Source organism: Halorubrum luteum (assembly GCF_054652935.1).
On sequence record NZ_BAAIGT010000002.1, the window covers coordinates 1,107,680 to 1,130,751 of the forward strand.

General features: G+C 65.7%; 24 protein-coding genes, 1 tRNA gene and 1 pseudogene. 18 read left to right on the forward strand and 8 right to left on the reverse strand.

The window, feature by feature from the left end; all coding sequences use genetic code 11:
* The first annotated feature begins 18 nt into the window (after positions 1 to 18).
* Positions 19 to 89, forward strand: a tRNA-Pro gene (locus tag ACYQ0R_RS05530).
* Positions 90 to 202: 113 nt separating this feature from the next.
* Positions 203 to 520 (forward strand): hypothetical protein, encoded by a 318-nt coding sequence (locus tag ACYQ0R_RS05535; RefSeq protein ID WP_459821454.1) that lies wholly within the window; start codon positions 203 to 205, stop codon positions 518 to 520.
* A gap of 28 nt (positions 521 to 548) precedes the next feature.
* Here the strand turns inward: ACYQ0R_RS05535 and ACYQ0R_RS05540 are convergent, their stop codons facing one another.
* Entirely contained in the window at positions 549 to 1,223 is a 675-nt protein-coding gene (locus ACYQ0R_RS05540; RefSeq protein ID WP_459821456.1) for a metallophosphoesterase family protein, read from the reverse strand.
* A gap of 258 nt (positions 1,224 to 1,481) precedes the next feature.
* Between ACYQ0R_RS05540 and ACYQ0R_RS05545 the strand changes: the two genes are divergently transcribed.
* The 8 genes from ACYQ0R_RS05545 (at position 1,482) to ACYQ0R_RS05580 (ending at position 8,131) form a co-directional block, all read left to right on the forward strand.
* Positions 1,482 to 1,823 carry a winged helix-turn-helix transcriptional regulator gene (locus tag ACYQ0R_RS05545; RefSeq protein WP_459821458.1) on the forward strand — a complete coding sequence of 114 codons (342 nt, stop codon included), beginning with the start codon at positions 1,482 to 1,484 and terminating at the stop codon, positions 1,821 to 1,823.
* 108 nt (positions 1,824 to 1,931) lie between these two features.
* Entirely contained in the window at positions 1,932 to 2,447 is a 516-nt protein-coding gene (locus ACYQ0R_RS05550; RefSeq protein WP_459821460.1) for a hypothetical protein, read from the forward strand.
* Positions 2,448 to 2,512: 65 nt separating this feature from the next.
* Positions 2,513 to 2,929: a JAB/MPN domain protein-containing protein gene (locus tag ACYQ0R_RS05555; protein WP_459825681.1), complete on the forward strand. Its 417-nt coding sequence runs from the start codon at positions 2,513 to 2,515 to the stop codon at positions 2,927 to 2,929.
* 92 nt (positions 2,930 to 3,021) lie between these two features.
* Positions 3,022 to 3,348, forward strand: coding sequence for a DUF5789 family protein (locus ACYQ0R_RS05560; protein WP_459821462.1), 327 nt, complete (start codon positions 3,022 to 3,024; stop codon positions 3,346 to 3,348).
* A gap of 92 nt (positions 3,349 to 3,440) precedes the next feature.
* Positions 3,441 to 4,886: a CARDB domain-containing protein gene (locus ACYQ0R_RS05565; RefSeq protein ID WP_459821463.1), complete on the forward strand. Its 1,446-nt coding sequence runs from the start codon at positions 3,441 to 3,443 to the stop codon at positions 4,884 to 4,886.
* Positions 4,879 to 5,685, forward strand: a complete 807-nt coding sequence (locus ACYQ0R_RS05570) for an ABC transporter ATP-binding protein (RefSeq protein WP_459821465.1) — start codon at positions 4,879 to 4,881, stop codon at positions 5,683 to 5,685. The genes ACYQ0R_RS05565 and ACYQ0R_RS05570 overlap by 8 nt, the downstream gene beginning before the upstream one ends.
* 95 nt (positions 5,686 to 5,780) lie before the next feature.
* Positions 5,781 to 6,881 carry an ABC transporter permease gene (locus tag ACYQ0R_RS05575; protein ID WP_459825683.1) on the forward strand — a complete coding sequence of 367 codons (1,101 nt, stop codon included), beginning with the start codon at positions 5,781 to 5,783 and terminating at the stop codon, positions 6,879 to 6,881.
* Between the two features lie 122 nt (positions 6,882 to 7,003).
* On the forward strand, positions 7,004 to 8,131 hold the full coding sequence (locus ACYQ0R_RS05580; RefSeq protein WP_459821467.1) for a guanosine monophosphate reductase: 1,128 nt from the start codon (positions 7,004 to 7,006) through the stop codon (positions 8,129 to 8,131).
* Between the two features lie 66 nt (positions 8,132 to 8,197).
* Here the strand turns inward: ACYQ0R_RS05580 and ACYQ0R_RS05585 are convergent, their stop codons facing one another.
* Together ACYQ0R_RS05585 and ACYQ0R_RS05590 are read right to left on the reverse strand one after the other, a co-directional pair.
* Positions 8,198 to 8,875, reverse strand: coding sequence for a metal-dependent hydrolase (locus ACYQ0R_RS05585; protein ID WP_459821469.1), 678 nt, complete (start codon positions 8,873 to 8,875; stop codon positions 8,198 to 8,200).
* A complete protein-coding gene (locus tag ACYQ0R_RS05590; RefSeq protein WP_459821470.1) occupies positions 8,875 to 9,573 on the reverse strand; it encodes a hypothetical protein in 699 nt (232 codons plus the stop codon). Before ACYQ0R_RS05590 ends, ACYQ0R_RS05585 begins: the two co-directional genes overlap by 1 nt.
* A 149-nt stretch (positions 9,574 to 9,722) precedes the next feature.
* Here ACYQ0R_RS05590 and ACYQ0R_RS05595 point away from each other — a divergent pair, with 149 nt between their 5' ends.
* The 4 genes from ACYQ0R_RS05595 (at position 9,723) to sucD (ending at position 12,993) form a co-directional block, all read left to right on the forward strand.
* Positions 9,723 to 10,418 carry a carbonic anhydrase gene (locus tag ACYQ0R_RS05595; protein ID WP_459821472.1) on the forward strand — a complete coding sequence of 232 codons (696 nt, stop codon included), beginning with the start codon at positions 9,723 to 9,725 and terminating at the stop codon, positions 10,416 to 10,418.
* Positions 10,419 to 10,479: 61 nt separating this feature from the next.
* Positions 10,480 to 10,857, forward strand: coding sequence for a tautomerase family protein (locus ACYQ0R_RS05600; protein WP_459821474.1), 378 nt, complete (start codon positions 10,480 to 10,482; stop codon positions 10,855 to 10,857).
* Between the two features lie 124 nt (positions 10,858 to 10,981).
* Positions 10,982 to 12,127: an ADP-forming succinate--CoA ligase subunit beta gene (sucC, locus tag ACYQ0R_RS05605; RefSeq protein ID WP_459821476.1), complete on the forward strand. Its 1,146-nt coding sequence runs from the start codon at positions 10,982 to 10,984 to the stop codon at positions 12,125 to 12,127.
* Complete coding sequence (gene sucD, locus ACYQ0R_RS05610) at positions 12,124 to 12,993, forward strand: succinate--CoA ligase subunit alpha (RefSeq protein ID WP_459821478.1); 870 nt, start codon at positions 12,124 to 12,126, stop codon at positions 12,991 to 12,993. Before sucC ends, sucD begins: the two co-directional genes overlap by 4 nt.
* A 44-nt stretch (positions 12,994 to 13,037) precedes the next feature.
* Here sucD and mvaD read toward each other — a convergent pair whose 3' ends face one another.
* The gene (gene mvaD, locus ACYQ0R_RS05615; RefSeq protein WP_459821480.1) at positions 13,038 to 14,036 is read right to left on the reverse strand and encodes a phosphomevalonate decarboxylase MvaD; all 999 of its coding nucleotides are present in this window, start codon (positions 14,034 to 14,036) and stop codon (positions 13,038 to 13,040) included.
* Positions 14,037 to 14,178: 142 nt separating this feature from the next.
* Here mvaD and ACYQ0R_RS05620 point away from each other — a divergent pair, with 142 nt between their 5' ends.
* Positions 14,179 to 14,538 carry a 2Fe-2S iron-sulfur cluster-binding protein gene (locus ACYQ0R_RS05620; RefSeq protein ID WP_459821482.1) on the forward strand — a complete coding sequence of 120 codons (360 nt, stop codon included), beginning with the start codon at positions 14,179 to 14,181 and terminating at the stop codon, positions 14,536 to 14,538.
* 50 nt (positions 14,539 to 14,588) lie between these two features.
* On the opposite strand, the gene ACYQ0R_RS05625 is transcribed toward ACYQ0R_RS05620, so the two are convergent.
* Entirely contained in the window at positions 14,589 to 14,969 is a 381-nt protein-coding gene (locus ACYQ0R_RS05625) for a DUF7522 family protein (protein WP_459821484.1), read from the reverse strand.
* Between the two features lie 124 nt (positions 14,970 to 15,093).
* On the opposite strand from ACYQ0R_RS05625, the gene aglJ reads away from it, so the two are divergent.
* Both aglJ and ACYQ0R_RS05635 read left to right on the forward strand, forming a co-directional pair.
* On the forward strand, positions 15,094 to 16,017 hold the full coding sequence (gene aglJ / locus ACYQ0R_RS05630) for an S-layer glycoprotein N-glycosyltransferase AglJ (RefSeq protein WP_459821485.1): 924 nt from the start codon (positions 15,094 to 15,096) through the stop codon (positions 16,015 to 16,017).
* A 119-nt stretch (positions 16,018 to 16,136) separates the two neighbouring features.
* Positions 16,137 to 17,684, forward strand: a complete 1,548-nt coding sequence (locus tag ACYQ0R_RS05635) for a glutamate-cysteine ligase family protein (protein ID WP_459821487.1) — start codon at positions 16,137 to 16,139, stop codon at positions 17,682 to 17,684.
* A gap of 122 nt (positions 17,685 to 17,806) precedes the next feature.
* Here ACYQ0R_RS05635 and thrS read toward each other — a convergent pair whose 3' ends face one another.
* The 3 genes from thrS to purD all read right to left on the reverse strand — a co-directional run bounded on the left by thrS (position 17,807) and on the right by purD (position 21,929).
* Positions 17,807 to 19,780, reverse strand: coding sequence for a threonine--tRNA ligase (gene thrS / locus ACYQ0R_RS05640; protein WP_459821489.1), 1,974 nt, complete (start codon positions 19,778 to 19,780; stop codon positions 17,807 to 17,809).
* A 139-nt stretch (positions 19,781 to 19,919) separates the two neighbouring features.
* The gene (locus ACYQ0R_RS05645; RefSeq protein ID WP_459821491.1) at positions 19,920 to 20,459 is read right to left on the reverse strand and encodes an acyltransferase; all 540 of its coding nucleotides are present in this window, start codon (positions 20,457 to 20,459) and stop codon (positions 19,920 to 19,922) included.
* A gap of 186 nt (positions 20,460 to 20,645) precedes the next feature.
* On the reverse strand, positions 20,646 to 21,929 hold the full coding sequence (gene purD, locus ACYQ0R_RS05650) for a phosphoribosylamine--glycine ligase (RefSeq protein WP_459821493.1): 1,284 nt from the start codon (positions 21,927 to 21,929) through the stop codon (positions 20,646 to 20,648).
* Between the two features lie 55 nt (positions 21,930 to 21,984).
* Between purD and ACYQ0R_RS05655 the strand changes: the two are divergent.
* A pseudogene (locus ACYQ0R_RS05655) lies at positions 21,985 to 23,026 on the forward strand (DUF255 domain-containing protein).
* Positions 23,027 to 23,072 lie beyond the last annotated feature (46 nt).

Below are 23,072 nucleotides of genomic sequence, written 5' to 3' on the forward strand. Positions count from 1 at the left end.
TTTTCTCGAATGCAGCACGGGACCGTGGGGTAGTGGTATCCTCTGCGGATGGGGTCCGTAGGACCTGAGTTCGACTCTCAGCGGTCCCATCAACATTTTTGTATAGTCGCGCGAGCTTCGATGACCTCGACCTGTTCGGCTTCGCACCTCCGCTCCGAACGACCTCGGCCTTTTATGCGACCGGAACGAACCCACTTCGACAGTGACCGCTCGTCTCCTCCTTGCGGCCGCCGTCTTCCTCGTGGGCGTCTCCGCGGACGTGGTCTCGACGTACGTCGCGGTGTCGTCGGGGCGATTCGTCGAGGGATCGCCGGTGGGACGCTACCTGATCGCTCGGCACGGACTTCTCTCCGGAATGGTGCTCACGAAAGCCATCGGGATGGCGATCATCGGCGTGCCGATCGCGCTGGCAGGCGGAACTCGACGGCTGGTCGCGGCTATGATGCTCGGCGGTGTCGGGGTGCTTTCGGCGGTCGCCGCGCTCCGAAACGTGCTCCTCGTGCTCGGTCTCTGGCCGTAGCGCTTTCTCGACGCCGCATCGGACGAAGCTACGTTCCCGAGTACAGCCGATTGGCGGTTCGGTCTGGCAGTCCCGCCGCTTCGACCGCGCTTCGAACCCGGTCACGGTCGTATTCGACGCGTCGCAGGTCAACCGTGGTGTCGTCGGTGTCGAGGACGGCGTACGCCGCGTCCGGGTCGCCGTCGCGAGGCTGCCCGACGCTTCCCGGATTGACGACGAGTCGTCCCTCTGGGGTGTCTTCGGCGGCCTGCACGTGTGTGTGTCCGAGAACGGCTCCATCGACCCCCTCGAGATATCTATCGAGCGTGGAGAACGATTCGGGATACACGTACGCACCCTGTCTGTCAGGACTCGGGTGTGAATGGGTCAGGAGGAACCTGTCGTTCCCGAACGTCGCACTCCGAGGAAGAGACCGAAGCCACGCGAGTTGCGACTCGGAGAGTTCGGCGTAGGCATGCTCGAGGCCGGCTTCGGCCATCCGGTTCGCCCGATATCGCTCCGGCGTTTCGACCGTGGCGTCGTGATTGCCGCGGACGGTTACCGTTGCGAGTTCGCGCACGCGGTCGAGGCAAGCAGCGGGCCACGGGTTGTATCCGACGACGTCGCCGGCGCAGACGACCTCGTCCACCGGCGGCATGTCGTCGATCACCGCCTCCAGTGCCGGAAGGTTCGCGTGAACGTCGGAGATGAGCCCCACTTTCATCAGTCGGACGTTCGGAATGAGTTCCCGAATAGGTTGCGCCGGCTCACGCGCGCCCCAGCGACCGTCTCCGATCGTTCGGGTATCGTCGTGTTTTCGCTGAATGTAGGCGGTAAGATATCACTATGTTACCCACTGTACGAACGCAACCTATATATCGATTGCCGAACAAAACGGTCGTAGGTAACACCGATGTCATCGCAGGATCTCACTGAGACGAATTCGGGCTCGCCGTCACACGATGGCTCCGAGACGGAGGAGATGAACGACACAGCCGATTCGGGAGTCGAGACGCCGTGCCCGATCATCGACTCGATCGAACAGATCGGCTCCCAGTGGCGGCTCGTCGTGCTCCACGAGCTGTTGAACGGTGAGCGGCGTTTCAACGAGCTCAAACGCGAGACCGACGCCAACGCCCGGACCCTCTCGCGCGTGCTCGACGATCTCCAGGAGACCGGTTTCGTCGACCGACGAATGGAGGAGGACGCTCCCGTGGCGACGTACTACAGTCTCACGCCGAAGGGCGAGTCGCTTGCCCCGGTGTTCGAGGAGATCGACGCTTGGGCTCAAGAGTGGCTCGCCGAGTGCGAAAACGCCGTCTGAGGGGACCGCTCCGAATCCACGGAGTTGAACCCATGCATCCGACGACGAAACCCCTATTGCTGCCCACGGCCGAACACGGCTGTAGCTACACGCTTCGAGGACGACACCGTGGAGCCGCTTGAACCATCCGACGATCTGCTCGAATCGCTGTACGTCGTCAACAAAGTCGCCAAACAGCTCGCGGACGACGCGACCGCCGCCTACGAGCGCGGGGACGCGACGCGAAGCAACGTCTGTTCGGCGCGGAAGAACGCCCTGTACCGAACGAAGACGACCGTGCTGAGCCGCATCGTCGCGTACGACCCGTCGACGGTCTCCGGTGAGTACCACGCGATCAACGGGGATGCGTGGCTTCACCTCACCGTGAACGGCTGGCGATTCCACCAGCCGCCGCGCGCCATAGGCAGTGACCTCACCGACCGGATCGACGTGGCCAACTCGCCGTCCGACCCCCGGGACGCACCGTACGTGAGGGACTCGTCCGTCGAACGCACCGACCGGTCGTTGGAGGAGGCGCTCCGCCGTCTCGCCGACTGCGGCGTGGACGCCAACGACCACCTTTCCCGTCCGACGATCAGCGGAACTCACGACCGGATCGTCGACGTCAGATGGCCGTTCCTGTGACGAACGAGGGGATTGGCACCGTGACGACCCGGGAGTTATCATCTACTGAGCCCGTACGGGCGGACGTGATCCACGTCACTCGCGATCTGTTGACCGTGCTTCTCGATCACGCCGACGAGCGCGACCCGATGGCCGCGAACCTCCAGCTGTCGACGACGTCGGCAGCGGAGTTCGAGACGGATCTCGGCGTCGACCCGAAGACGCCGATCCTCACGCATTTCACGCTGGGAGACGTCGGCGGCTCCGTGAACGCGGTGTTCGGCGTCGACCTCGGGACCCCCGCCGGTCGCGGGCGTGCGAGATTCGTCTCGCACCCGCAGGGGCAACTCGAGCTGTCGAAAACCGACGACCTCGCAGCGGTCGTCCTCGTCGCCGTGCCACCGTACGACGACGAGCACGTGGCCGCGTTCGACAGAGCAGGCGACCCGATCGAACTCGCGATCATCGACGCCGAGCCACCCGAGGAGTCGGTGCCGGAGTGATGGCTCCCCAACGTCCGGTCTACCGAGCCGGACGAAACGAGCGTCCGAGGCGAACAGGAGGTTAAAGGCACACGAGCCTGTATCGGTCGACGATGGCTGCACGTCCACCCGGTGGCGGCGACACCTCGGAGCCCGAGGCGATCGAGTTCGGCATCGCCGCGCTCGACGCACGGCTGGAGGAAGCGAACGTGTCGTTTCCCGCGACGGACGAGGAGATCCTGCGGGCGCTCGGAGATCCCGAGGTACCGTACGACGCGAAGGGTCGGAGCATGGCGCTCGCGGAGGCGCTCGACCGCGTCCCACAGTCGCGGTTCGAGAACGAGACGGAGCTGCTCGACGCGCTCTATCCGGTGTTCGATGAGGCTCGACAGGGGACCGGCGGGTTCTTACAGGGGCTCCGGGACGCCCTTCCCTTCTGACCGCCGACGACAGCCTCCCCACGACGCCGATCGAGGAGAGCTCTGCCCGTCCCCGCGACGGATATATGTGCCACGGAGCCCTGGTGTTGATGATGGAATCTTCCGTCCGAACGGTGCTACTGATCGTCTGTCTCGTCGTGGCCGTTGGCGCCGGCAGCGTCGTTGGCGTCCCCGACGCCCGCATTACGGTTGACGAACTCGACGCGACGCCGAGCGAGCCAGTCGTCGGCGAACGGACGAGCGTCAACGTCACCGTCGCCAACTCCGCCGGGAGTCCCGACGCCGCGAACGTGACTGCGGTGCGACTGCTCGACGAGGACGAGGTCCGTGACGCGGCCGTCGCCCCCGGTGCGCTCTCGCCGGGTGACGACCTCGACGTGGCGCTCCGGACGCGCTTCGAGGAGCCGGGCGAGCGGCGACTGACGGTCGAAGTCCTCGCCGACGAACCGGCTGACGACGACGGTGATCGTGAGACCGTGCGGGTCGAGCGCGATATCGTCGTAGACGTGCAGCCGGCGTCGGTCGCCGTCGATCTCCGAGCCCGGGCGCTCGCGGACGACGAGCTTCGAACCGACGACGAGGACGACGGCCTCGACGTCGGCGGCATAGACGGTATCATCGGCGGGGGGAGCGAACTCGACACCGACGGTGACGACCCGACGGAGCCGATGGACTCGCCGGTGGCCGTCACCGTCGTCAACGTCGGGACGGTCCCCGCCGAACGGGTGTACGTGTCCGCCACGGGCGATCCAGTCGTTGGCGACGCGCATGCAAGCGAGCCAGGTGAAGACGCCGTCTCCACGATGGAGACGGCACCGTTCGTCGTGGAGGATGTCGCTCCCGGTGAGGAGCGCCGTGTCGTCGTGGACCTCGGCCGCGTGGATCGGAGCATGAACGTGACGCTGACGGCGACGTACGTCGCCTCAGCCGAGGCCGACGACGGGTCCACTGCGGAAGACGGGGGTGGCGACGGTAGCGAGCGGGTTGCACCCCGCGTTGCGGAGCACACCGTCGAGACGGAAATCCGGTATCCCCCCCGAGACGGCGACCCCGTCGTGACTGACGCGACGGTGACGCGGATCGGCGGGGGAGACGAGGATGACGCCGTGCTCGCGGTCGACGCCAACGTCGGAAACGTCGGCGAGCGTCCGATCGAGGGCGTCGTCGTGCGTATCGGCGGCGACGAGCTCGGAGTCGCTCCAACCCCGGCGGGCGGCGAGTACTTCGTCGGAACCGTCGGCGGCGGCGAGTTCGTCCCGTTCGAGCTTGAGACTCGCGCAAACGTCACCACGGCGGATACCGTTCCGGTCAACGTCGAGTACACCGACCGCGGTGTGCGGTACGTCGAGACGATCCCGATGGAACTCGAGGGGATGGGTGAGACTACCGGCGAGGGTGGCGGCACCATCGGCACGCTCGGATCGACGGCGGGCACCGGATCGCTCGCGACTGGTTCGGCCGGTAGCGTCGCGATCGTCATCCTCGGGGTGCTCGGAGCGACGGTCACCGGAGCGGTCCTTCGTCGCCGGAATGTTTAGTCTTGAGCTGCGGGGCGTCGTCAAACGTTATCGAAGCGGTGCCAAACCCGTGGTGGCGCTCGACGACGTCGACTTCGGGGTCACACCGGGGGAGTTCGTCGCCGTCGTCGGACCGAGCGGCTCCGGCAAGTCGACGCTGTTGAACGTCTGTGGCCTGCTCGACGATCCGACGGAGGGACGACGGCTGCTCGACGGAACCGACGTCACGAGCCTCAGCGAGCGGGAGCGGACGGCGGCACGCAAGGAGTCGATCGGATTCGTTTTTCAGGACTTTCACCTCATACCGACCCTCACTGCCGTCGAGAACGTTGCCCTGCCGACGGCGTTCGATCCCGGCGACGCAACTGATCGAGCGGCCGCGCTGCTCGGCAGGTTCGGTCTCGGCGACCGGCTCGACCACGATCCCGCAGAACTCTCCGGCGGTCAGAAGCAACGCGTCGCCATCGCCCGGTCGCTGATCAACCGGCCGGACGTACTGCTCGCCGACGAACCGACCGGAAACCTCGACACCGAGACCGGCGAGGCGATCCTCGAGGAGTTCGAGCGAATTCGCGCGGACGGCGTTGCCGTGGTCGCGGTCACCCACGATCCGCTCGTCGAGGAGTACGCCGATCGGGTGGTAGAGCTGACCGACGGAATCCTCGTCGGCGGCGTGAGCTCCGTCGGGGGCTCGAGCGGATCCGCAGGTGACACGGAGACGACTGCAGGAGAACCATCGGACGACGAAGCGACGACCGCGGACGGACGATCGGACGATGGAGAGACGGCACACGTCGTGAATGACGGTGAGAACGGATGACTCGCCGATCGTCGGACACGGATCCGGTGGACACGGATCCGGCAGACGCTGGAATCTCCTGGCGACCAGCACGGTCGTGGCGACCCGCAGTCGCGATGGCGTCGCGAAACCTGCGACGGAACCGCGTTCGGACGGTGCTCGCGATCCTCGGAGTGTGTATCGGCGTGCTCGCGGTAGCAACGCTCGGGATCTTCGGAAACGTGCTGGCGCTCGGTGCCGATGACGCCATCGGTGACATCGGCACGCAGGTCGTTCTTTCACCGAACGCCGACGCGGGCGTGGAGTCGCTCTCGGACGCCGACGTTGCCGCGATACGGCGTGCCGTCGGCGAACCGGCCGTCGTTCCGCTGTACGCCGATGGAGCGGTCGTCGACGGCGTTACGCAGCAGACGTTCGCAACGGTGTACGGGGTCGAGGAGCCCGCGCTGGCTTTCGAGGCCGCCGAGGGACGGCTTCCGGATCGACATCGACAGGGGGCGATCGTCGGTGCAGGGGTGGCCGACGAACTCGACCTCGACGCCGGCGACACCGTCGAGATCGAGGGCATGCAGATCCGTATCGTCGCCGTGTTGGCGGAAACGGAAACGTTCAGTCCAGTTGCGCCGGACGACGCAGTGTTCCTGCCGGAGTCCGCCTTCGCTGCCGACGGGTACGATCAGGTGCTCGTGGTCGCCGACTCGGGTGGCGAAGCACGTGCGGCCGCCGCGGCGGTTCGGGAGTCGGTCAACGCCCGCGAGGACCGCGTCGACGTCTTCGAGCTGGCCGCGGTCGTCGACGAGATCGACGAGTTCTTTGACCTCCTCGGCACGTTCCTCCTGGGCCTCGGAGCCATCTCGCTGGTCGTTGCTGGCGTCTCGATCCTCAACGTGATGCTGATGAGCACGGTCGAACGCCGGCAGGAGATCGGCGTGATGCGCGCGGTCGGCGTCCGTCGGCGCGACGTGCTCCGTGTCCTTCTCGCTGAGGCCGGACTGATCGGCGCGGCCGGGGCGGTGATCGGGACCCTCCTGACGACGCTCGTCGTCGCCGCGTTTCTGTTGGCCACGCCCGCCGAGACCGCCGTCGTGCTCGACCCGACGAACGGCTACTACCTCCTCCTGGCGCTCGTGTTCGGCGTCGGCGTCGGCGTCGTAAGCGGGGCGTACCCCGCGTGGAAGGCCGCAAACGAGCGGCCGGTCGAGGCGCTCCGGGACTAACTTGGGCGGCGTGAAGTGGATTCGTGCCCCCGAGTATCCGTGCACGCTGCCTCGGAGGCTCGCGTGCTTCCCGCGTGGTGTCGAGGGGTTTATTTCGCTGGACCCGTTTCGTGACTGAGGGTATGAACGATCTCCACGCGGACACGAGAGAGCTGCGGACCGGCTTAAGCTACGGAGACGTGCTGTTGGTCCCGAAACGCTCGCAGGTCGACAGCCGCGACGACGTCGATCTTGCGACGATGCTCACGCCTGCCGTCGAGTTGGAGACGCCGCTCCTGTCGGCGGCGATGGACACCGTCACCGAGGCCGAACTGGCGATCGAGCTCGGACGTGTCGGCGGGCTCGGGGTCATCCACCGGTTCCTCACACCGGACGAGCAGGCCGAACACGTGTCCCGCGTGAAGGCGGCGAACGAACAGGTCGGGGCGGCTATCGGCATCGACGAGGACTACGTCGAGCGGAGCGAGGCCGTCGTCGCGGCCGGCGTCGACGCGCTCGTCGTCGACGTCGCGCACGGCCACCTCGAGCGGACGCTAACGGCCGTCGAGACGATCGCCGCGGAGTTTCCCGACGTTGGCCTCGTCGCCGGAAACGTCGCGACGCCAGCGGGCGTCGAGGATCTTGCGGCGGCCGGCGCGGACTGCGTGAAAGTCGGAATCGGCCCCGGGTCACACTGCACGACCCGGAAGGTTGCCGGGGCGGGGGTCCCACAGCTCACGGCCGTCAGCGACTGTGCGAGAGCGGCCGCGGAGCTCGATGTCACTGTCTGTGCCGACGGCGGCCTTCGGACCTCCGGCGACGCGGTGAAGGCGCTGATGGCCGGAGCCGACACGGTGATGCTCGGGCGACTGTTCGCCGGCACGCGAGAGTCTCCCGGCCGAGTCGTCGAGGTAGACGGAACCAGATATAAGCGCTCGCGCGGGATGGCGACGACGGCGGCCGCGGACGAACGCGACGACAAGACGAACGACGTGACCGCCGACGAGGGAGTGGAAGCACTGACACCGTATAAGGGACCCGTCGCCGACGTCGTCGAGGAGTTCTGTGCCGGGATCCGGTCGGGACTCTCCTACTGTGGAGGCCACACGATTCCCGAGGCACGCGAGCAGGCGGAGTTCATCCGCGTGGCTCCGAGCGCCAAAGAGCGAGAAGGGTTCCACGCGGACCACGATTGGGAGGGCGTCAGCGTCGACAGCGAGGTAACGCGCGTCTCCGACGACCTCACGACCACGGTCGACGGCGACGACTGAGCAGAACGACGACAGGGCGTGACGACCGGACGGTCCGGATCGGGAACAAGCGTCGATGTCGGGCCGTCACTCCGTCTCCGGCGGGTCACGCTGAAACCGCCGCGCGACGACTGTGAACACGCCGACGAGAACGAGGTACAGCCGCCAGCCACGGTTTGCGATCGGGAACCGTCGGTCGATGACCTCCTCGTCGGCGAGTTCGGCGGAGGTTCCCGGCTCGACCGGGTTGTTCACGTGGACGGTCCCGGTCGTGCCGCCGGCTCCCGGATCGACGGCCCGCTCACCCGTCTCCGGGTCGAGGTCGATGTCGACGAACGTCTGGACGAACCCCTCGGAACTCGACCACAGCAGTTCACCCTCGAGCCGAAAGAAGCGGTCGTGAAGCGGCCAGAGCGCGTTGACGCCCTCCAGATGCGCCCAGTCGAGGAACACGTGCGCGAAGAAATGAACGAACAGCGCAACCCACGCAATCTTGACGCCGCGATCGGCGACCCTCTCTCGGAGCAGCGACGTTTCCCGAATTCGGGTGTCGTAGTACAAGAAGACGGCCGCCGCGGCGGGTACCACGAAATTATGCCCGACAGTCCGATGTGCACCGGGCATAACCGGTCCGAGGAGCGTGTCGATCTCGGGCAGCACGACGATCAGGAGGACGACGGCAAGCGCCTTGCGGTCGTACGCATCCTTCAACAGTCCCGCCGCGAGAAGCAACGCGAACCCCGCGTGGACGACCGTCGATGGCATTACGATTCACCCCCGAAGTCGGCTGCTGTCTCCTTCCCACGCACGTGATCCTCGACGAGCCGGGCGGTGAGCAGGACGACGGCGGACGCGACCACGACGGCCTGCCAGCCGCTTCGGACGAAATGGATCTCACGCTCCACGCCGAGCGCGAGCCCCGGGCGTCCGTCGGGGTTGACCCACGTCGGAACGACGTACGTCTCCGTCGTTCCGGGACTCTGTAGCGGAAGAACTCCCGGCCCGTCCGCTCCGAACGCGACGAACGTCTGCACTATCCCGTCCTGTGTAGAAAACAGGAGCCGTCCGCGAACGAGGTAGTAGGCGTCGTGAACGGGGTATAAGAGGTTGACCCCCGCGAACCCGAACAGTTCGGGTGCGACGCCGCCGACCAGAAAGGCGGCCAGCGCGACCCACGCGACGCGCACGCCGTACCAGCCGTATCGCTCACGGAGCCACGACCTCCCGTCACGTCCACGCACGATCGTATCCCAGTAGAGGACGGAGCCGACGATGATCGGAATCCACACGTTGTGAAACAACGCGTTCGTCGCACCGTCAACAGCGAGACTCGCGATCGCGTCGAGATCCGGGACGACCGCGGCGAGAACGACGATCGCTGTCGATCGCCGGTCGAAGGCGGCACCCAGCAGTGCGGCCGCCAGCAACGCCCCGAACGCGGCGTTCACGAGCGTCGGTGCCATATCGATCGCTGCTCTCGGACGAGGATAAGTGCTCCGTCGATGTCGTCAAAGGTCACACGAGGAGGCCGCCGAACCGCTTCAGTTCGACGTACGGCCGTTGCCCCGTCGCATTTTGATCCCCTTTAATATCCTTCGCGAGGAGCGTCGGTATGGTCACTCGACTGCTCGAGGAACTGCTCGTGCGCAACGATGAGCACGTCGCGTCACTTCCCGCGGACGCGTTCGGCGACTGCCGAGATGGTCAGCGTCCTCCCGTCGTCTCCGTCTGCTGTTCGGATTCACGAGTCTCACAGGAAGGAATGTGGGCCGCCGACCGTCCCGGATTCCTGTTCACCGCGGGCAACATCGGGAACCGGGTCCGAGACATCGTCGACGGTACTCCCGTGCTCGACGGAAGCGTCGCCTACCCGCTCGGCCACGCCGACACCGACGTCCTCGCCGTCGTCGGACACACCGGCTGTGGGGCGGTCGGCGCGGCGATCCAGGCTGCGAGAACGGGAACGTATCCCGCCGAGCCCGGCGTCCGCGCCGACGTCGAGGAGCTCGTGCCGATCGTCGAGTCCGGGCTCGAACATCCCTCGATCGATGCCGATGCGCCGGCCGGCGAGATTCACGACCCGCTCGTGGAGCACAACGTCCACGAGCAGGTGGCGTTCGCCGGCAACACCGCGGAGGCGGCCGATGCCGACGTGTACGGCTTCGTCTACGACTTCCACGGCTCCTACGGCGACCGGGACGGAGCAACGTACCTCGTGAACGTGAACGGCGAGCGCGACGTCGACGCGATTCGGGAGCTCGTCGACGAGAAGCACACGGACCACGTTCGAACCCTACTAGAAAAGTGAGGAAAAGGAGCTAGGCCCCTGCACCACAGATGCTAACACAGCGGCGCGTGAGTGTTCGGTCGTGCCACTGTTACAGTTCGACACGACGCTGTCTTTGTCGGCAAGCGAGAAGACGGCGCTCGCGGAGCACGTCACGGACCTGTACACCGAGGAGATGGCCACGACGGCCGGCCACGTCGCCGTCACGATCCGCGATCACGGCACCGGGAGCTTACATATCGGTCGGATGGTCGACGGGCCGTTGCTGTTTCTGGACGCGGAGATCCGCCAGGGACGCTCGCTCGATCGCAAACGGGCGTTCGCGCTCGGCGTCATGGAGCACGTCGCCGAAACGTACGACGTCCCCGAAGCGAACCTGAAGGTCGTGTTCACGGAACACGAGGGAACGAACATGATGGGAGTCGACCGCGTCGGCGGGGAGTGGTCACCCGAGGAGTGAACATCCCTTATATATGGCTGGTGTGGACCATCGTATGCCCTTGTGTGCCGTGTGTTGGCGTGTGAACACGTCTCCGGGACGAATGTTCAGGATTTAAGCCATCCACGGACGGCGTTGCACGTGGATGAAACTTCACGAACATCAGGCGAAAGGCATCTTCGCCGATGCGGGGATCCCGGTACCCGACTCCCGACTCGCGACGAGCGTCGACGAGGTGCTCGACGCGGTCGAGGAGATCGGCTACCCGGCGGCGATCAAAGCACAGGTGCACGTCGGCGGACGCGGGAAGGCCGGCGGGATCAAGATCGCGACCGACCGCGACGAGGCCGCACGGTACGCCGAGGAGATCATCGGCATGGATCTCAAGGGGTACACCGTCGACACGGTGCTCGTCGAGGCCGGCGTCGACTTCGTCGACGAGCTGTACGTCGGTGTCACGATGGACCGCGGCGAGGGACGACCCGTCCTGATGGTGTCGACGGAAGGTGGCGTCGACATCGAGGAGGTCGCAGCCGAGACGCCGGACGCGATCGCGCGTGAACACGTCGATCCCGCGTTCGGGCTTCACCCGTATCAGGCCCGGAAAGTCGTGTACGACGCGGGCGTCGACGCCGACGTTGCGGGCGACGTCGCGTCGATCGTCTCCACGCTGTACGAGCTGTACGAATCGAACGACGCCTCGGAGATCGAGGTGAACCCCGTGATGGTCACGAACGAGCGCGACGTGGTCGCCGCGGACGCCGTGATGAACATCGACGAGGACGCGCTGTTCCGCCAGCCCGATCTCGCCGAACTCGAGGAGTCCACGTTCGAGGACGACCTCGAACGCAAGGCCGGGGAGTACGGGTTCGATTACGTCCGACTCTCGGGGAACGTCGGCATCATCGGCAACGGCGCGGGCCTCGTGATGACGACGCTCGATCTCGTCGACCACTACGGCGGCGCACCCGCAAACTTCCTGGACATCGGCGGCGGCGCAAAAGCCGAGCGCGTCACGAACGCGCTCGATATGGTGTTCTCGGACCCGAACGTCGACAGCGTCGTGTTCAACATCTTCGGCGGGATCACCCGCGGGGACGAGGTCGCGAAGGGAATAAACGAGGCGCTCGCCGACTTCGAGGAGCTCCCCAAACCGGTCGTCGTGCGCCTCGCGGGCACGAACGCCGAGGAGGGTATGGAGATACTGAACACGGACCTGCTGGCGGTCGAGAAGACGCTGGAGGCGGCCGTCCAGCGTGCGGTGGCTGACGCCGAGGAGGTGACACAATGAGCGTATTCGTCGACGACGACACCCGAGTGGTGGTCCAGGGGATCACCGGCGGGGAAGGGAAGTTCCACGCCGAACAGATGATCGAGTACGGTACGAACGTCGTCGCCGGCGCGGTGCCCGGCAAGGGCGGTCAGGAGGCCGCTGGCGTCCCCGTGTACGACACGGTCGACGAGGCCGTCGAGGCGGAGGAGGCGAACGCCTCCGTCATCTTCGTGCCGCCGGCGTTCGCGGGCGACGCGATCTTCGAGGCGCTCGATACGGACGTCGACCTCGCGGTCGCGATCACCGAGGGGATCCCGACGCAGGATATGGCGAAGGTGAACAAGCGACTCTCCGAGGTCGACACCCGCCTCATCGGTCCGAACTGTCCCGGCATCATCACGCCCGGCGAGGCGAAACTCGGTATTCTGCCCGGCGACATCTTCGCCGACGGGAACGTCGGGCTCGTCTCCCGCTCGGGGACGCTCACCTACCAGGTCGTCGACAACCTCACAGAGCGCGGCATCGGCCAGACGACCGCGATCGGTATCGGGGGCGACCCGATCATCGGCACCTCGTTCATCGACGCGCTGGAGGCGTTCGAGGCCGACGAGGAGACCGAGGCCGTCGTGATGTGCGGCGAGATCGGCGGCGAGGACGAAGAACAGGCCGCGGCGTACATCGGCGAACACATGGACACTCCCGTCGCCGGATTCATCGCGGGCCGGACGGCCCCACCGGGCAAGCGGATGGGACACGCGGGGGCCATCGTCTCCGGGTCGGGAACCGGAACCGCACAGTCGAAGATCGACGCGCTGAACGACGCCGGCGTTCCCGTGGGCAACACGCCCGAAGAGGTCGCCGACCACGTCGAAAAGCTTCTGTAGGGAGCGCGTCGGCGGTCGATTTTCGTCTCCCCTCGCTGGAGAGTTTAAAAGAGCGCGTCGGAGTCGTCGAGGACGCGTGCGGGACCACCGACGCGCCAGACGTCGGTGTCGATCCCGATCTCGGCGATCCGCGATTCGACGGTGTCGACGTAGTCGACGCGGGTGTTAACGTACACTGACGCGCCGGTGTCGGTCGAGAAGTACACCGGGACCCCATCCTCGCGAAGCTCCCGAACGGCGTTGAACACGGCGATCGTCTCCGGCTGCCAGTACACCCAACCTGCCGGTCCGGTCATCGTCGTCGCCGTCAGCGATAACGAGTCGTGCTCCGCGAGCTCGAAGATCCGGCCGAATGAACCCGCACGAAGCGCGTCCCGCATCTCGACGAGCTGGTCTTGGACGTGTGCCGTCCGCGCCTGCATCATGTGGCTCGCTGCGGCCTCGCGATGCGCCTCCTCGGTCTCTTTGTACGCCGGTACGTGTGCGGCGACGATCCGGAGGTCTTCTTCCGGGTCGAACCCGTCATCACCCTCGCCGACGTCAAGTCGATACGACCGACAGTCAGCGTCGTTGAGTCCGGTTTCGAGCACCGAGTACGCGCCGGTGACCGCACGGGCGGCCGACGAGGAGCCGCGTCGAGCGATCGTCGAGACCTCCGGAAGGGAGCGATCGAGGCCGGCCGCCTCCGTCAGCGCGAGCGCCGCGGCTGCGAACCCGGACGACGAGGAGCCGAAGCCGATGTTCGACGGGAAGGAGTTCTCGCTCTCGAGCCGCACCGCGTGGTCGAACCCAGCCAGCTCTCGGACGTGGTCGACGACGGCGTCGATCCGTTCGGCCGCGCGACCGTCGACAGTCTCGCCGCCGATGACGTACGTGTTCTCGGTCGCGTCGGGCTCCCACTCGACGGTCGTCGTCGTCGCGGTCGGTGCCGTACAGAGGCTGATGCTGTCGTGATACGGGAGTCGAAGCTCCTCGTCTCGCATCCCGTGATACTTCACGAGCCCCTGGATCGGGTGGGCTCGCGCGGTTGCTTTTACAGACATTGTTTCCGACAGCGGTCGGCGAGGGATTAGTCGTTCCGATGGGCGTCGACGTTGCCAACCAGCCGTCCTCGAACAGCCGTGAGAACGAGTTTGTGCGTCGCCGAGGGGAACGCTTTTGAGTAGCCGAGCGGAACTCCGCTCCATGACAGAGTACACCGTCGAGTTCGTCGGCAGCGGCGACAGGATCGAGGTGTCGGACACGGAGACGATCCTCTCGGCGTGTATCGACGAGGGAATCGCCCAGGAGTACTCCTGCCGTGTCGGGATGTGTCTCGCCTGTTCCGCCGAGATCGTCGACGGCGACGTGACGCAGCCGGCTGCCCGCGGCCTCACGGACGAGGAGTCGGAATCGTATGCGCTGACCTGCATGGCACGACCACAGTCGGATCTACGGCTCGAACGCGGCGTGTACCCGCCGAGCATCGAGGACGCCAAAGCGACGACTGACGGCGGAACGGACCACCCAACGGATGTCGACGGATCGACCGCTGCCGACGACTGAGGGGACGGGCCACGGCATCCCGCGTCCAGCAGTCCGGATCGAACGGTCCGTCAGTCCGGATCGAACGACCGCAGCAGTGACGCGAGCGCGCTCGCAAGCTCCTCGAACCGGTCCACCTCCATCGAGTCGGTGGTTACCCAGACCCCGTGACCGTTCGCGATAACGCGCGTGAGGTAGCCGTTCTCGAACACGCGGACCGTGAACTGGTAGTCGCCGAGCTGTGTGTCCGCGTACAGCGCCTGCGCGTGGAATCCGTGGCGCTCGCTTTCCGCGAAGCCAACGAGGTCCGCGGTTCGATCCAGGTCGCTACGAAGATAGAGCTGTTCGACGTCCGATTCCGTGAAGTAGGTGAGACTTCGGAGCTCGTCGCCGACTGCCGTCCGCGTGGCGCTGAGCAGTTCCTCCTGCTCGGTCTCGGTGAGCTGTGGCATGGTAACACGTTCATCGGTGTCCCACATGAGAGTACCGGCGTCGGTGACGGAGTCCGGTCAAGATATAGTGGGATCGACGCCGTGGAGGGATAGAGTTTAGCGACCGCGCGGACACGACCCGCTAATGAGCGAGTACGACGACGTCTGCGTTCTCCTCCCGACGATGGACGAGGCGACGACGGTGGGTGATGTCGTCAGCGAGTTCCGTGAAGCCGGCTTCTCGAACGTCCTCGTCGTCGACGGCGGGTCCGGCGACGGAACTCGTGAGATCGCGCGGGAGGCCGGGGCTCGGGTCGTTCGACAGTCGGGACGAGGGAAAGGGCAAGCAGTCCGGGAGGCGGTTCGCGACCATATCGACGAGCCGTACGTGTTGATGGCGGACGCCGACGCCACGTACGACGCGTCGGACGCGGACGCGATGCTCGATCCGCTTCTCGACGGCGACGCGGAACACGTCATCGGAAACCGGTTTGCGGACATGCGACCGGGCGCCATGACACGATTGAACAGGATCGGTAATCGCCTCATCAATCTCACGTTCCGCACGATTCACGGCGAGCAATACCGCGACATTCTCTCGGGGTATCGCGCGTTCACTCGGGAGTCGTTCCTACGCCTGAACCTCACTGCCGATGGCTTCGGGATAGAAACTGAGCTCGCGGTCGAGTGCGTGAAAAACCGGGTGACCGTTCGAGTCGTCCCGATCACCTATCGGCCGCGTCCGGACGGCTCGGCGACGAATCTCCATCCGGTTCGGGATGGCGGCGTCATCTTTCTGGAGCTGTACCGAAAGGCGAAAACGAACAATCCGTTGTTCTACTTCGGCTCCATCGGCGCGCTCTCGACGGGTACCGGTCTCGCGATGGCGGCGTTCGTGGTTTACCGCTGGGTCGTTTACGAGGTCGGCCACGAGATCATCGCCGTCGGTGCCGTCGGCGCGACGATCCTCGGGATCCAGCTGCTGATCTTCGGATTCCTCGCGGATATGATTCTCACGCTCCATCGTGAACAGCTGTCACACCGGGAGCGCGTCACCGAGAGCGAGTAGCCGACGCGCGAGCCGGACCCGACAGCGTCGAAGTGAGTGTGGCCGAGCTACCTCGTTGGCCCCGCAATTCGGGTGTTCGGTCGCCGCCCTTTTTAACACGCGGTGCCGTCGAACCGCCAATGAGCACGGATCCGGACCTCGCGGCCGGCGTTCGAGAGGCACTCGACGTCGACCCGGACGCGTTCGCTGCGCGCGCACAGGAGGAGGCGGAGCTCGTCAAACAGCACGTTCGCGACGGTGCGTTCGACAACCACCAGTCGATCGTCGGCTTCGAGTACGAGTTCTACGCGGTCGCCGACGGTCGGTGGAGCGAGGAGTCCAGGGCGGGCGAGTACGCGCTGATGCGCGTTCCGCGTCGACTGCTGGAGCTAATGGGGTTCGAGAAGGAGCTCGGTTTACACAACGCCGAGATGTCGACGAGTCCACAACCACTGTCGGACCACGGGCTGCGTGCACAGCTCGCGGAGGTCCGTGCACGGCTGGAGGCTGCCGAGAACACCGCGGCCGTCGAGGGAATGCGACTGGTTTCGGACGGGCTCTGGACGATCCCGCCCGCAGGCGAGACCGCTCACGGCTACCTCACCGAAAGCGTCGAGATGAACGGCATCACGGTCGCCGTCAACATGAGCCGGGCCGTCCGGTATCACGCGATGACGAACACGCAAACGGAGGGATCAGGCGAGGTCGAGTTGACGGCTCCGGGCGTGTCGCTGTCGGCGGACACGGTGATGCCCGAGAGCCTCATCACCTCGGTCCAGCCGCACTACCAGGTTGCGCAAGCGGAGATGCTCCCACAGTACTTCCGTTACGCGCTCCGGATCGCCGGCCCCCTGCTAGCGCTCGGCGTCAACTCGCCGTTCTTTCCGCCCGAGTTGTACGACGACGAGTGGGACGCCGAACGCGTCCTCGCCGAAGGTGCACGCGAAAACCGGATTCACGTGTTCGAATCGGTGTTGAACGCTCGGACCGATGACGACAAGGTCCGCTTCCCGCGAGACGTCCACGACGTGTCGACGGCGATCGACCGGATCGCGGGTGACGCGACGATCATTCCGATGCCCGACGTGGGGGGAAGCGACCGGTTCGACGACGCGTTCGCCACGTTCCGAACGAAACATGGGACGTACTGGCGATGGGTCAGGCCGGTGTTCGAGGGGGCAAGCCGGTCGAGCGCGAACGCCCGGATCGAGTTCCGCCCGATCGCGGCCCAGCCGACGGTGCGCGACTCGATCGCGTTTCAGGCCGCGTTCGCGGGACTGATGGAGGAGCTTCCGAGACGAGAACATCCAGTCATCGGGCTCGACTGGGCGGTCGCCCGCGACAACTTCTATCGAGCGGTCGCGGACGGGATCGACGCCGACCTCGAATGGATCGGCCACGATGGGGAGCGAACGCACGCGACGGCCGCCATCTACGACGACCTCCTCGATCACGCCGCCGCGGGGCTCCGGACGGCCGGCTGCTCCGAATCGGAGGCGGAGTCGTGGCTCGCCCCGCTCCGCTGGCGCGTGGAGACGCGAACGACGCCCGCCAGCTGGAAGCGCGGCCGAGTTCGCTCGCGGGTTGCGGGTGGCGAATCGTTCGAGGAGGCCGTCCACGGTATGCAACGCGAGTACATCGGTCACCAAGCAGAAACCCTCGTGGAGGGTGGGTTCTCCGGGTGGTGAGCGCCGGCACTGCGGACATCGTGCCGTGTCGCTATCGACGGTTGCGCGAACGGGTTCGGCGACCCAACGTGGACGGCCTGCGATCTTGCGCGTAGTACCGACGGTACGACACCTCTCGCGAGCTACTCGTCGATAAAGTCGGGTTCCGTGCGCTTCGTATCACGCTCGTCCACGAGATGCTCGACGAACGCGTCGAGGTCGACATCGCCCTGCTGGTTCTCGAAGCGGTCACGGACGGACACGGTGCCGGCCGCCTCCTCCTCGTCACCGACGATCACCATGTACGGGAGTCGATCGTCGTGGCCTTGGCGGATCTTGCGACCGACGGTCCAGTCCCGGTCCTCCACCTCCACGCGGAACCCCTCGTCGGCGAGCGCGTTCTTCACCCGGTGGGCGTAGCCGAGCGTCTCGTCAGACACCGGGAGGATCCGGACCTGTTCGGGCGCGAGCCACAGCGGGAAGTTGCCGTCGAAATGCTCGATCAACACCATGAAGAAGCGCTCGTAGCTTCCGTACAGCGCCCGATGGATCATCACCGGCTGGTGCTCCTCGTTGTCCTCGCCGGTGTACGTCAGGTCGAATCGATCGGGCATGTTGAAATCCAGCTGGACGGTCGGTCCGTCCCACACCCGACCGAGCGCGTCCTCGAATCCGAAGTCGATCTTCGGGCCGTAGAACGCACCATCCCCGGGTTCGATGTCGTAGTCGTAGCCGCCGGATTCGAGCACTTCGCGGAGCTGGGCCTCGGCCGACTCCCAGATTTCGTCTCCGCCGACTGATTTCTCGGGTCGAGTCGCGAGCGCGACATCGACCTCGAGGTCCAGCGTCTCGACGACCTCGAAGATCATCTCGATGACCGATTCGATCTCCTGGCGAATCTGGTCGGGGCGGACGAACAGATGCCCGTCGTCGATGGTGAACGACCAGACCCGCGAGAGTCCGGACAGTTCGCCGCGCTGTTCTTTTCGATACACCTTCCCGTTCTCGAAGTACCGCTTCGGAAGGTCTCGATATGACCACGACTGTTGGTCGAATATCGTCGCGTGACCCGGACAGTTCATCGGTTTGAGGCCGTACTCCTCGTCGTTGACCTCGAGGAGGAACATGTCGTCCTTGTAGTTTTCGTAGTGGCCGGATTTCCGCCACAGCTCCGTCCGGAACACGTGCGGCGTCTCGACCTCTTCGTAGCCGTGCTCACGATTGAGCCGGTTCGCGAACTCGGACAGCTCTCGGAGGACGGTCTTCCCCGGCGGATGATAGAGTGGAAGTCCAGGTCCCGTCACCGTGGGGATCGAAAAGAGGTTCATCTCCTGTCCGATCTTCCGGTGATCCCGCTGCTTGGCCTGCTCGCGCAGATCGAGATACTCCTCGAGATCCGACTCGGAGTCGAACGCCGTCCCGTAGACGCGTGTGAGCGTCTCGTTGTCCTCGTCACCGCGCCAGTAGGCAGCCGAGATATCCAGCAGCGTCGCCGCGCCGATCTCGCCGGTCGACTCGACGTGCGGACCTTGACAGAGGTCTTGCCAGTCGTCCTGTTGGTAGAAGGTGACCTCCTGACCGGACGCCTCCTCGTCGAGGATCTCCCGCTTGAACCGGTTGTCCTCGTATATATCCAGCGCCTCCTCGCGGGACCGGACGACCCGTTCGATCTCGTAGTCGGCTTCGATGATCGACTCCATCTCGGCCTCGATCGCCTCGAGGTCGTCCTCGTCGAGGTCGACGTCGGTGATGTCGTAGTAGAACCCATCGTCGGTGTACGGGCCGATGGTGAGCGTCGCGTTCGGGTGCCGCCGCTGTAGCGCCTGTGCGAACACGTGCGCCGCCGAGTGGCGGAGCACCTGCAGATACTCGTCGGATTGGTCGGTGACGATCTCCACGCGCGCACCGTCGGAAACCGTCGCCTTCTTTTCGACCAGTTCGCCGTCGATCTTCCCCGCGACCGTGTCGCGGCCGAGTCCCGGCCCGATCTCGTAGGCGACGTCCTCGACGGTCGATCCCTCCGGTACGGAGAGCTCTGAACCGTCCGGGAGGACGACCGTCACGTCGGCCTGCGCGTCCGTCTCGCTCATACTCTCGGAAAGCCGGACAAGCGGCATAAGTGTTGTTTGATAGCCGCCTCCCGGCCCGCCTGCGGCTGTGGATCGAAGTCGTCGTCACACGTGTACGGCCCCTTCGTCGTCGCCGTCGCGATCGGTTTCATTCCTCCGCTCATCTCGCCCGTTTCCCCACTCGCCGTCATGCGTCCTCTTCAGCACCAGCACGCTCGCTGACGATCTCGGCCGGAACGCCGGCGACTGTCGTGTTCGGCGGTACGTCCTCGACGACGAGCGAGTTGGCCGCGACCCGTGCTCCCGCGCCGACCGTCACTCCTGGAAGCACGATCGCGCCGGCACCGATCATTGCACGGTCGTCGACGACGACGTCTCCGAGCCGATACTCCTCGTGAAGGAACTCGTGACAGAGCAGGGTTGCGTCGTAACCGATAATCGCGTCGTCTCCGACGGTGATCCGCTCGGGCCAGAACACGTCGGGTGTCGACTCCAACCCCCACGAAACGCCCGTTCCGACCGTCACCCCGATCCGTCTGAGCAGCCAGTTTTTCACCCGAAGGCTCGGCGAGATCCGCGCGAGCACGACGGCGACGTAGTTCACCGCCACGACGAGCGGCGATTTGGCGTCGGGCCACGACCAGAGGGAGTTCCGCGGTCCCGGCGTCGGATACCGGTCGAGTCGATCACGACGGGAGTTCTCGGCGGCGTCGCGTTCGTCAGTCACACGGACGGTTTCGTGCCGGCTCGGTATAAACGCACCACGAACGTTTATATCCAGTACCGCGGCCACCACCGCCATGACGTGACGAATCGCTCGCGGCCGGCCGAGGCCGGCGTGTGGTCGCCCGCCGCGAGACCGACGTAGACCGCCTGTTCGCCATTGCTCCGGGACTGGTGTCCGGTGTTCGTCTTACTCGCGCAGCGCCGCCATGTGCTCGATCCGTCGCTCGACGAGCTCGGCCGTTCCGATATCGTGACGTATCCGTACCCGGTCGCCGGCCGCGGACAGTGCTGACTCCGCCTGCGTTTCGGCAGCCGCGATCGACTCCCCGCGTCCGACGACGGCGAACGCCCGTGATGTCGTGGTGTACAGTCCGTCGTCGCGTTCGTCCACGCTTGCATAAAACAGGAGCGCGTCACCCACGCTCGACTCGTCGACCGCGATCCGCGCCCCCGAGTCCGGGTCCGTCGGATAGCCGTCCGGCACCGCGTACTTGCAGACGGTCGCTTCGCCGGAGAACTCGAGCTCCGGTAATCGATCGCCGTCTCGTGCAGCGGTCAGCACGTCGACGAGCGGCGTCTCTAACACGGGTAGCGTGTTCATCGCCTCCGGGTCGCCGAACCGCGCGTTGAACTCGACGACCTTCGGACCGTCGGCCGTTAGCATGAACTGTCCGTAGAGAATTCCCTTGTAGTCGGGAAGCGCCTCGACGACCGCTTCGAGAACGTCGACCGCGGCCTCGTAGTCACCCTCGGCCATGAACGGCAGCGAGCGGCCGGTGTCGGAGTACGACCCCATTCCGCCGGTGTTGGGCCCTTCGTCTCCCTCGTATGCGCGCTTGTGGTCCTGAACTGCCGGCGTCGTCCGAACATCGCCGTCCGCGACGAACCCTTGGATCGTGAACTCCTCGCCGACGAGCCGCTCCTCGAGGACGATGCGATCGTACGCCGACTCGCGCAGATACGTTTTCGCCTCCTCGGCAGTCACCTGGTCGCCGATCACCTTCACGCCCTTTCCGCCCGTGAGTCCAGCGGGCTTCACCGCGAGATCACCGTCGTACTCGTCGATGTATGCGCAGGCTGCCTCGGCGTCGTCGAACGTCTCAAAGTCGGGACAGCCGGGGATCCCCTCCTCGTGCATGAATCGTCGCTGGTACGCCTTGTCCGTCTCTAGCCGCGCCTCCGCAGCCTGCGGTCCGAACGTGTACACGCCCGCGTCGTCGAGCGCGTCAGCGACGCCTGCCGCAAGCGCCGACTCCGGCCCGATCACCGCTAGGTCCGCGTCGACTTCCGCTGCGACCGCGACGATTCCGTCCGCATCGGTCTCCTCCACGACTACGAACTCCTCGACGAGCGAGCGGATCCCCGGGTTCCGGTTGCTCGCACAGGCGTACAGCGTACAGTCGTCGGCGAGCGCGCGGGCGATCGCGTGTTCGCGTCCGCCGCCGCCGACCAGAAGCACGGTCTCGGTCATACGGTCGACGGATACACGCACGCTAGTGTAAACCTTCCCTTCCGATGAGATATTAATGGACACGTTCGTGCATCCAGTGTTACATTGGCAGCCGTGGGACGACGAGGCGTTCGAGCGCGCCCGCGAGCACGATGTCCCGGTGTTTGTCTCGATCGGCTACTCATCCTGTCACTGGTGTCACGTCATGGAGGAGGAGAGCTTCGCGGACGAGTCGGTGGGGACCGTTCTCAACGAGTCGTTCGTGCCAGTGAAGGTGGACCGGGAGGAGCGCCCGGACGTCGACAGCACGTTCATGACTGTCTGTCAGCTCGTCACTGGCGGGGGCGGCTGGCCGCTCTCCGCGTGGTGTACTCCGGATGGGAAGCCGTTCTACGTCGGCACGTACTTTCCGCCGGAGTCGCGCGGGAACCATTCCGGATTCCTCGGTCTGTGTCGCGTTCGACGTGTACACCGTCTCCGGCGACCCGGAGCCGCTCGGGTTCGCGCTCGAACTGGCCGAACAGCTGCTGGAGGCGTTTTACGACGCCGAGGACGGCACGATATACTTCACGCGCGACCTCGATTCGGGGTCGCCGGAAGCACGGTCGGGAGCCGGCGACGCGTTCCTGTTCGCACGTCCACAGGAGTTCACCGACCGATCGACACCGTCGAGTCTCGGCGTCGCGGTGGAGACGCTGACGGTCCTCGACGGCTTCCGAACGGACCGGCGATTCCGAGAGGTCGCACAGGCAGTGTTGGCGACACACTCGAACCGTATTCGTGCGAGTCCGTTGGAGCACGTGTCGCTCGTTCGTGCCGCGGAGCGTGTCGAATCCGGCGGAATCGAGCTGACGATCGCTGCCGACGAGATTCCGAATGACTGGACTGAGACGCTCGCCGAAACGTACCTGCCGGGCGCAGTCGTCGCCCCTCGTCCGCCGACTTCCGAAGGACTCGAAGAGTGGTTGAACCGACTTGACCTCGCGGAGGCACCCCCGATCTGGACCGATCGAGGCGCGAATGACGGCGCTCCGACGGTGTACGCCTGTGAGGGCTCCGTCTGTTCGCCACCGAAAACGGAGATCGACGACGCGATCGACTGGCTTGTTGACCGGTAGGAGACCGATACGTCGAGTGAGACGTTTATATACGCCGACGCGTTGG